This window comes from Leptospira haakeii (genome assembly GCF_002812045.1).
GTDB classification, from domain to species: Bacteria; Spirochaetota; Leptospiria; order Leptospirales; family Leptospiraceae; genus Leptospira_B; species Leptospira_B haakeii.
In genome coordinates this window covers 64,281-72,863 of sequence record NZ_NPEG01000016.1, presented here as the reverse complement: position 1 = coordinate 72,863, position 8,583 = coordinate 64,281, and the positions used below count along the sequence as shown (strand labels likewise).

At 41.4% G+C, this 8,583-nt stretch carries 8 protein-coding genes; 7 read left to right on the top strand and 1 reads right to left on the bottom strand.

What is annotated here, in order from left to right; genetic code table 11:
* From CH377_RS17590 to CH377_RS17565, 6 genes are all read left to right on the top strand, one after another.
* On the top strand, positions 1-348 hold a 348-nt coding region (locus CH377_RS17590), incomplete at its 5' end, for a helix-turn-helix domain-containing protein (protein ID WP_279628555.1).
* A gap of 4 nt (positions 349-352) precedes the next feature.
* Entirely contained in the window at positions 353-1,387 is a 1,035-nt protein-coding gene (locus tag CH377_RS17585; RefSeq protein ID WP_100725045.1) for a hypothetical protein, read from the top strand.
* Between the two features lie 95 nt (positions 1,388-1,482).
* The gene (locus CH377_RS17580) at positions 1,483-2,454 is read left to right on the top strand and encodes a hypothetical protein (RefSeq protein WP_243402023.1); all 972 of its coding nucleotides are present in this window, start codon (positions 1,483-1,485) and stop codon (positions 2,452-2,454) included.
* A 5-nt stretch (positions 2,455-2,459) separates the two neighbouring features.
* Complete coding sequence (locus CH377_RS17575) at positions 2,460-2,834, top strand: phosphatidylinositol phospholipase (protein WP_207797609.1); 375 nt, start codon at positions 2,460-2,462, stop codon at positions 2,832-2,834.
* An 816-nt stretch (positions 2,835-3,650) separates the two neighbouring features.
* On the top strand, positions 3,651-3,866 hold the full coding sequence (locus tag CH377_RS17570; RefSeq protein ID WP_086445707.1) for a hypothetical protein: 216 nt from the start codon (positions 3,651-3,653) through the stop codon (positions 3,864-3,866).
* Positions 3,867-3,966: 100 nt separating this feature from the next.
* Entirely contained in the window at positions 3,967-5,412 is a 1,446-nt protein-coding gene (locus CH377_RS17565) for an MBOAT family O-acyltransferase (protein ID WP_100725043.1), read from the top strand.
* Here CH377_RS17565 and CH377_RS17560 read toward each other — a convergent pair.
* Complete coding sequence (locus CH377_RS17560; RefSeq protein WP_207797608.1) at positions 5,397-6,875, bottom strand: hypothetical protein; 1,479 nt, start codon at positions 6,873-6,875, stop codon at positions 5,397-5,399. The genes CH377_RS17565 and CH377_RS17560 overlap by 16 nt on opposite strands.
* A gap of 181 nt (positions 6,876-7,056) precedes the next feature.
* Here CH377_RS17560 and CH377_RS17555 point away from each other — a divergent pair, with 181 nt between their 5' ends.
* Entirely contained in the window at positions 7,057-8,511 is a 1,455-nt protein-coding gene (locus tag CH377_RS17555) for a hypothetical protein (RefSeq protein WP_243402022.1), read from the top strand.
* Positions 8,512-8,583: the final 72 nt, after the last annotated feature.

Here is an 8,583-nt window from a genome sequence, read left to right as displayed (position 1 = left end):
TTACATGGCCGCCCTGATTTGGCACTTTCTGAAGATGCAATTGAGTCTTTGGTGGAGAGTAGTTCCTGTCAAAACTTGGAAGATCTTCGGAATGCGATCGAAGAGGCGGTTTTAAATTCCGGCTCGGGAGAGATCCGAAATTCTGATCTTAAAAAAGAGGGTCCCAAGGGGATTTCTCTACCGGATCCGGAGGATCTGGATTTGCGAAAAGCTGTGGAAGCCGTGGAGCGCCAAAAAATTCTTTTGGCGGATAAATTATTCGGCGGCAACCAAATACGAATGGCAAAGGCCTTGGGAATTTCCAGGGGCTCATTGCAGTATAAATTAAAAAACCTAGGTTTGGGTTAAAATTTTGGAATTAGATTCCTTATACGAAGAAAGAAAAACCCCGGCCGGATTTTTGGTAAAAGTCCGCCTGGGAAAAATGACTTACGTAGTTTTTACGTCCAGGGGGCCGGAAGTCCCGAAAGGAGCCAGAAACCAGTCCATCGTGGTTCCGGTTCCTAGAATCGCATTTTTAGGAGAGGATTTTGACCTTTCCCATTTTAGGCTAGGGGAGCTGAGTTTTGTAAACGTAAAACAGGGAAAACTTGTGATCCCTTATCAGCATTCCAGTTCGGGAAATGAAGTCCGGACCATCTTCCTAAACAGCGGAAGTGAATGTGATATTTTGCCGGTTATTATCTACCACTATGATCGAGTAGATAGCCTGCTTAGGGCCAGAGAGGAGGGTGTGGAAATGCACCACCTGGTTTTGGACGAAGAGTTCCCGCGCCAGGAATTGGTGGCTTTGAAAATCAGGTTCCCTTCCTTGAACATGCTCATCATCAAGAGAAAGGTGGCCCAAAAAATCGGGGCAGTGGGGGAAAAACCGTCCCCTGGAAAAGAGGAACTGGAGAAAAGCCTAAGGGAAGGATCGAACATCGTAGATTTTAATAAGGTTCGAGCCACGGATTTATTGGAGAAGGGAAACCTGAATATGCACTCCAAAAATCCGGTTTTCCTTGCTCGGATTCATCTTCGAAAAATGGAACTCGAAAAAGTAAAACAGCTACTTTTGGAATTCACATTGAAGTCAGAAGAGGTCGCATTCATCCGGACCTTCTTAGATGTGATGATCCGAAATGATGACAATAAAGAAGAGCTGAAAGGCTGGGGACCTAAATTAAAAAATTTGGATGAAGGTTTCCGACTTGCAGGTTTAATTTTAGAGACCAAAGAAAAAGAATTCGAAGAAGAACTAGATAAAGGTTTTTCCAAAGATATCGCGAGCATGGTCTATGCACTTTTAGAAAAAGAGCAAGATAGGGCAGAGACCAAAGAGCAGGAAATTGTGCTCTGGGAATGGAAGCTTCGAGCTAAGAGACTATTCCGAAAGACAGCCTAAAATCCTAGAAAAACGGTAAAAAAAGCTTCCATTTCCCTCAAAAATGGTTAAAAATGGGCTATACTGTCATGTTTTTTCGAATGAGACATAATTTTTTGGCACAGTTCTTGCTTATTGCCTCCCTGGCTTTGGGTTCAAGTTCTGTCCTCGCAGAAGAGGGTTCCGACTCGGCACTTTCTTCTCAAATTATTGTCGAGGCAGAAGAATCAATTTCAGAAGAACTAAAATCAATCTACCAAGAAGAAGTGGATCAAGTTCTCGCCGAAGGTATTTCTTATTCTGAAGAGGAAAGACTATCCGACTTTCCTGATCTAGATTCTCTTCTGGCAGATGAAGTTGCTCCTACCAGGGTCGCAAAAATTTCTGCAGATAAAAAAGTGAAGAAGGGGAATGATCCTGATTTCGAACTCGGGATCCAAAATCGGAAGTCAACTTCTGAAATTTCTTCGGTGACTTCGTCTCTTTCCGAAAACTGTCTGCTTGGTCTGAATGTTTTATTACCTAACTTGAAAGTTGAGCAAAAATTTGGTCAGGAGTTCCTGTCACTGGCTCAGGCCCAATGGCGAACTCGAGCCGATGAAACTTCTCCAGTCACAGGGGTTTCTTACGCTAATTCCCTATCCTGGTGCGCCGGAATGTTTTCCTTAAATTTAAGCGGAGAAGGCTCCGTTGCTGGGTCACTTTGTTCCGCTGGAAATCAAAGAGATCAGCTCTTAGGGCAGGGAGTTCCTACCTCTGGGGCAGCGGATTTAAGGGAAACTGTAGAGAATGCACTGGGACATGGATTGAGCCTTAGATCTGGCCAAATATGGGGCATTGTCCAGATTTCTCGGGAATCTTATGAAAACCGGACCTTCTCCTGGGTAACCTTAAGGCAAGGGTTAGAAATAGGGAAGTCTGCAGTAATTCGTGTCGGATACCAAGCGGAGAGAAAGTTCTTCCTAATAAAGGAAGCTTATGCCCCAAGCCAAGAATTGAAATCATCACTCGAAAAGGTAGCATCTAAGGTCGGACGAGACTCATATAAATTTTCTTCTGGTCGTCCGACCCCAGAAATTCTAACTTAACAAATATGGCCGTGAAGATCAAACGAACCTCTTTTCAGAGGCTTCTGAATGCGATGAAGAAAGTCACTAGCGAGGTGAACGATCACGAAATTCTTCGCAGATTAGAAACTCTCATGGTCACTAGCAAAGAAGATCTGAACCAAACAGTGGTTCGCTCTCTTCTGGAAAATCCTTTAGACTTCGATCCTAAATCTGTGCCAGAACCTTACGCTCAGTACGTTAGACATTTCGTATATATGGTGAAACGAAATAAGAAAATGGGATTAGATGTGAACTTCGATGCGAGCGCTATCGAATCAAAAAAGGATAAGAAGAAGTTAGTAACTCCTAAAAAATCAGCTCCAGCCAAAAAACAAGCCCCCGCTCGCAAAAGAGCCTAAATTCACAAAACCTCCCTGTGCTGCGCACAGGGGCAATATCCACTTTCCGCAAAAGGGCAGCTTTTGTCCTTAAGTGCCGTCAAATGGGCGAATGCTTATAGAAATAGGCAGTCTTTGCCTAAAAATCGACTTCAGGCGCCGGTACTGAGTCTTTTACATAAGTGCCTAATCATAAGCAGTGAAATTAGCTATTTGCCGACTCGAGAATTGATAAGCCTGGGTAGAGGGATAGGCATAATGGCGCCAAAAGAGAAGGGCGCTATAACTTTAAAGAGCTGTCAGGCCTTGCAATTGAATGTCAATTTAAGAGCGTCGGATAGCTTAAAATACAACGTCACATACGCGTCGGTTCGGCTATCCAGCTGCAATATCAATCTGCCCAAATATGAGCATTTATATAGGGGGTTTTAGGAATCCAGGCCGAAAGCTATAGGCAGATATTCGGGTAGAATGAGGGAAATGGGGTACTTCTGTAAAACCCGCAAGAGAGTCGTGATTTCACCTTTCCGGATGAATATCGGCTTTCTGTGTGATCACGCGCAACCATCTTCCGTTCTAAAGGTGATTACCGCCCCATTTCGACCTGACTGTCCGTTCCTGGGCGGCTGATCCTGGGGGCTCTGATAATGATTCATTCTATACTATGCGTGCAGAGAGTTTAGCACGAAGGCCTTTATAGGACAGTGAAAGCCAGCAAGAATATCCGATAATACTGCCAGAAAGTCATGTGTATCAAATTTACACCCTCATGTGGTTTTGGCAGGCCTATATCGCTTTCTTCTTGCGGAAGGAAGAAGGTTCGTAAATCCTTTTCCAATGGCCGAAGTAATCAAATTAAGAGTAAAATGCCACGCCTGCTCAAATTTAATCGAAGGATCTGCTAAGTATGGCGGTGGACATTACGTTCCGGAAGGAGTAAACTTCGAATTTGTGGCTATTGGGAAGGTGGAAACTCCTAAAGGGAAGCGGGTTAAGGCGGAAATCACCGCGGATTGTCCGAATTGTGGGGTCCGCTGTAAATGGACTATTTAACCTGCTTTTTATTGGCCTTAAATATGATTGATAATAATCAAAATATTGATTAAAAATAGTTACTCTTTTGATATTATTTTATAATGCTTAAAATTAAGTAATGAATTTCGCTACTCCCCTCTTTTTATTCTTTTTTCTGCTTATATTTGGGTTGAGGTGGATTCTTCCCATCTTGAAAGCCCTTCCTAAATGGGCTCCCAAGCCATTTTTGCTAGCAGGAAGCTACTTCTTTTATATGTCCTGGAATCCTAAATTCGGACTCCTGCTATTTGGGACTACTATTCTAGATTATTGGATTGGTAGGACAATGGATCAAAAAGAAGGAAGGTCTCGTGCGATTTTACTTTCTATTTCTCTTATTTTGAATCTTGGGGTTTTAGCCTTTTTTAAATATTTCATTTTCTTTATGGAGTCCGGAAATGCCCTTTTTTCGGCATTTGGGCTAAATTTAAGTTTTCCTGTATGGCGCATTGTGCTTCCTGTAGGGATCTCTTTTTACACTTTTCAGTCCCTAAGTTACACGATCGACGTGTTCAGAAGAGAAATTTTACCTGAAAAAAGTTTTTGGAACTACGCACTCTTTCTTTCCTTCTTCCCTCAGTTAGTTGCAGGACCTATCGTTCCGGCTAGGACCTTTTTGCCACAACTTAAGACCTGGGTGTCTTGGAAGGAACTCCCGCTTAGAGAAGGTTTTGTTTTAGTTCTGATTGGTGTATGGAAGAAAGTGGTGATTGCGGACCAACTGTCTGTTTTACCGGATTCTTTTTATCGCTCTCCTTTGGAGTTTTCGAGTGCCTATGCATGGGCAGCGGTTTTTGCTTATTCTTTGCAGATCTATTGTGATTTTAGCGGGTATACTGATATTGCTTTGGGTTCTGCTCTTCTTCTTGGCTTTAAACTGACTGAAAATTTTAGAATGCCTTATCTTGCTTCCGGGTTTTCCGATTTTTGGAGAAGATGGCATATTTCTCTATCATCTTGGCTTAGGAATTATTTATACATTCCTTTGGGTGGTAATCGTAAATCTGAACTAAGAACTTATGTGAATTTATTTTTGACCATGCTTTTGGGCGGCCTATGGCATGGTGCCAGTTGGAATTTTGTAGTTTGGGGCGGATTTCACGGTATTTTCTTAGGTTTGGAAAGATTGGGCAAAAAATTTTGGCCCGCCTTCTTCTCCCCTGAGAATGGATCTGGAATTATAGGAAGGTTTTCCTATAGGATCTTTGTGATCTTGGGTGTTGTTCTTTGTTGGGTATTTTTCAGATCTCCGAATTGGAAAACTACAGGGATCGTTTTTGAAAAACTTTTCCACTTTTCGAGCGGAGCGGATCCGGCGTTTTCTTCTTTACGCATTTTCTTTATCGCATTCTTTTTATTTTTTGTCGCGACCTGGATAGGAAAGCGAGATGAGAAAGATGGTAGTTTTCGTAAATTTTATGAAGGTTTACATCCGGTAATTTTCGGAGTTTTAGTAGGTATCGGGCTTTTATTAGGAGTAATATTCTCTTCCGAGTCCCAACCGTTTATTTATTTTGTTTTTTGAACCGGTCTTTGTAGATAATCTCGGATCTTTGCTGTGTCTTCGTAGATCCAAATTTTTCCGTTTCCGGATTCACAATTTAAAACACGAGAAGGTTCTCCATAAAATGATTTGATCCTGGATTCTCCTAGTCCTTCCGGCAATATTGCGATTGGACCTTCCGGCGGAAATAGGAACCATTCTTTATTGGAAACTGAATATGATCCTTCTAATGTGCTGAAATCTATCGGGTATGCTAGGACTCTTTTTTCGGAATATGTGAGTATTCGTCTAGCTTTTCGTGGCTCCGAAAGTATGAAAACGAATGAGTCTTTTTCTTTCCATTCATCCACACATACGGTTTCGGGCGGCCGGATGGACTCCCATGGATCTCTGAATTGTCCTGCTCCTTCTCCAAATATCGTGAATATTCCAAGTCCGAATATCAGCCCTAAAAATGCGAAATTTCTGGAATGACTTAGATAGTTTTGGTTCTTGATAGAAGGTAAAATCCCAAATAATACGGGCACCATCACGATTGCAGGTAGGCTGTATTTGAGTGAATTTTGGCCGGAATATAGCCCAAGTAACGGCGGTAATATACAAAGACTAAGTTGGAAATATCCTAAAAATCCGTAGCTATGCCCGGATTCTTTTCCCTTTCTTAAGCATAATATCCCGCCCAAGATCGCGAATGCGAGAAAAATCCCTGAAAGTTTTAGGCTAAGTAATGCAGAGTAAAAATCAGCCCACCAATGTGAGATTGATTCGAATGTGGAAAGTTTATTGGGTGAGTTGATCGCTAAAAATATTTTTATGAATGAATGAAGTCCTAGTCCGATGAGTCCGGTTGCAAAAAATCGGATAGAGATAAGGGGAAAAGAAACCCCCCAACGACCGTACCTTCTCGCCCAAGCAAGTAAAGTGGGCAGATATAATTCTAAAACTAAGATCCTGTCTGAAACCGTGAGTAGGGAAAGCAAAGGGAAGATAGAATATTTCGGGACCTTCTCTCTTTTTAAATAAGGCCAGATCCAAAGACTTGTGAGGAACGCACTGATATGTACGGATGGAAAATATAAAAAGTATAATAATGGAAATTTTTCAGCGATCAAAAATAGGAAAGAAAGTGTGAGTAAGCTAAATACATAACTTTGGGGCCTTGGCATTTTTGGCTCCATTGTACGGACGAATTTTCCTAAAAGATATGCGAGTAAAGAAGTTTGGAAGATCGCGTAGAGAGTTAATGTTCTAAAAACATTCTCAGTAATATAACCGAATATAAAAACGATCGGTAGATCCGGAAAAAAATAAGGTGTAGGTGCGAATGACCAGGCCCTTAAGGAACCACCGTCCCGAAGCACGTCTATCAACACGGAAGGAAGATACAGAGCTTCCATATTCCAAAAAATTTCTTTAGGCGCAGTAAATAGGGAGAATATAAGTGAGGCCAGGAAAATAATTATAGAAGTCCAGAGCCAAACCACTTGGGAATCCTGGCCAATGCCTCATCCTGGGTAAAGTAGAAAATGAAACAATTTCTGGACAAAGAGGCAATTACTTTCAGTTTATGGAACTGTGTTCTGTTCTAAGTTAACGATCTTATTTTCCGTTGTTATCTCAGTTATTTTTTTGGACTTCTTCTTGTTCCGATACTCGTTTTGGCTCTTGCCAAACGAATCTTCCTGGGGAGCGGATTATTTTTATAATTTTTTACACGAGTTTAAAACTTTCGAAAAAATTTCGAAGCAGAAATTCCGCGTTTTAGTGATAGGTTCCAGTGTTACAGGTTATTCCATTAATCCTAAAGATTTAGAGAAGGAACTTCGTAAAGTCACTGGGAAAGATCTGGATATTATCTTTTTATCTTATGCAGGCATGCCCCCCATGGATGCGTATTTGATGAAGGACCAATTCCTGAGTTTGTCTCCGGATCTTGTCGTATATCCTGTGAACTTTGTGGATTGGAGATTGTATAGGGCTTATGTTTTGGACCCTAAAAACGGTAAGAACGAAACTGCCGAAGAATCCAAGCTGATCTTGGATGCTTTGGATTTTAGGGATGCTCCTCAATCCAAGATCATTTTTCCTTTGGAAAGTCTCCTTGAGTTTTGGGACTTGATCGGATTGGAGAAAAGTGCGGAATATCTAGCTGCATCTATCTTCGGTTCTTATCGTTATAAAGAAATTTATTGGAAAATTTCTTCTTCTCTTTATGAACATCGTTTTGGTAGGAACACCAGCTTCAGAGAGTATAATGGCGTGGATATTCCGGAGAAAGTGACCTTTAGAGGTTGGACCGGGAAAGCTTTTTCTTTTCAACCTAAACCTTATATGGCACGCAAAGGTTTTTATATCCAGATAGTTGAAGAAGTCCTTAAGGATGGAAAGTTGATCCTGGAATTAGAAAATTCTTCTCATGCCGTTAAGCAGACTTTTGAATTTAAGAGCCCTGGTTGGAAAAAAATTTTTTTGGATCCTAAGTTTTTGGATCCAGAGCAGAAGGATCACTGGATCCGTGCAGAAGTTTCTAATACTTGGATCCCTTATTTCGCGGGACCAGAACATAAAGATTGGGCTCGGGATATTCTAGGAGTAAGGTTACAGCAGATTTTCGGAAAAGAAGATGATCTTTCTCTTTTGGATCGAAGGCCGGTGAGAGAGGAACGGTTGGAAGACCTACGTTTTCTAGGGATGTCCGATAAGGAATACGAGGAATACTTTTATTTTCGCCTACTTACAGATCTAAAAAAAAGGCCAGGTTTACAGTACATTCAGGTGTTGGCGGACTCTAAGAAGAAGATTGCAAAGGAGAAGTTCCGACCCATTCTTCACTTTCGTTATATGAAGAAGCTCATTTCTTTTTTTAAGGAGAAGGATTTGCCATTTCTCTTAATAAATAATCCTGAGAACCCAGTCAGCCTTTCTTGGTATGCGGACTCGGAATGGTATAAAGAGCATTTGTCATATCTGAAAGAGATCAGCGGTGGCCGGGACAATTTTGCGGATCTAAGCCGGGATCTGCCTTCGACTGATTTTTGGGACTTCCATCATCTCACATATGAAGGAACTCTTAAGATGAATTCTAAGTATGCTTCGCTCATATCTAAATTTGTCGAATGACAGTCCGTGGTCTTAGAAAAAAATAGAGAAAAACAATGAAATGCAGACTTTAAGTCTGAGAGCGGTAAATAA

Coding starts and splice junctions, on each gene's coding strand:
- CH377_RS17575 (WP_207797609.1), top strand. CDS start 2,460: ATGGCCGTGAAGATCAAACGAACCTCTTTTCAGAGGCTTCTGAATGCG.
- CH377_RS17565 (WP_100725043.1), top strand. CDS start 3,967: ATGAATTTCGCTACTCCCCTCTTTTTATTCTTTTTTCTGCTTATATTT.
- CH377_RS17570 (WP_086445707.1), top strand. CDS start 3,651: ATGGCCGAAGTAATCAAATTAAGAGTAAAATGCCACGCCTGCTCAAAT.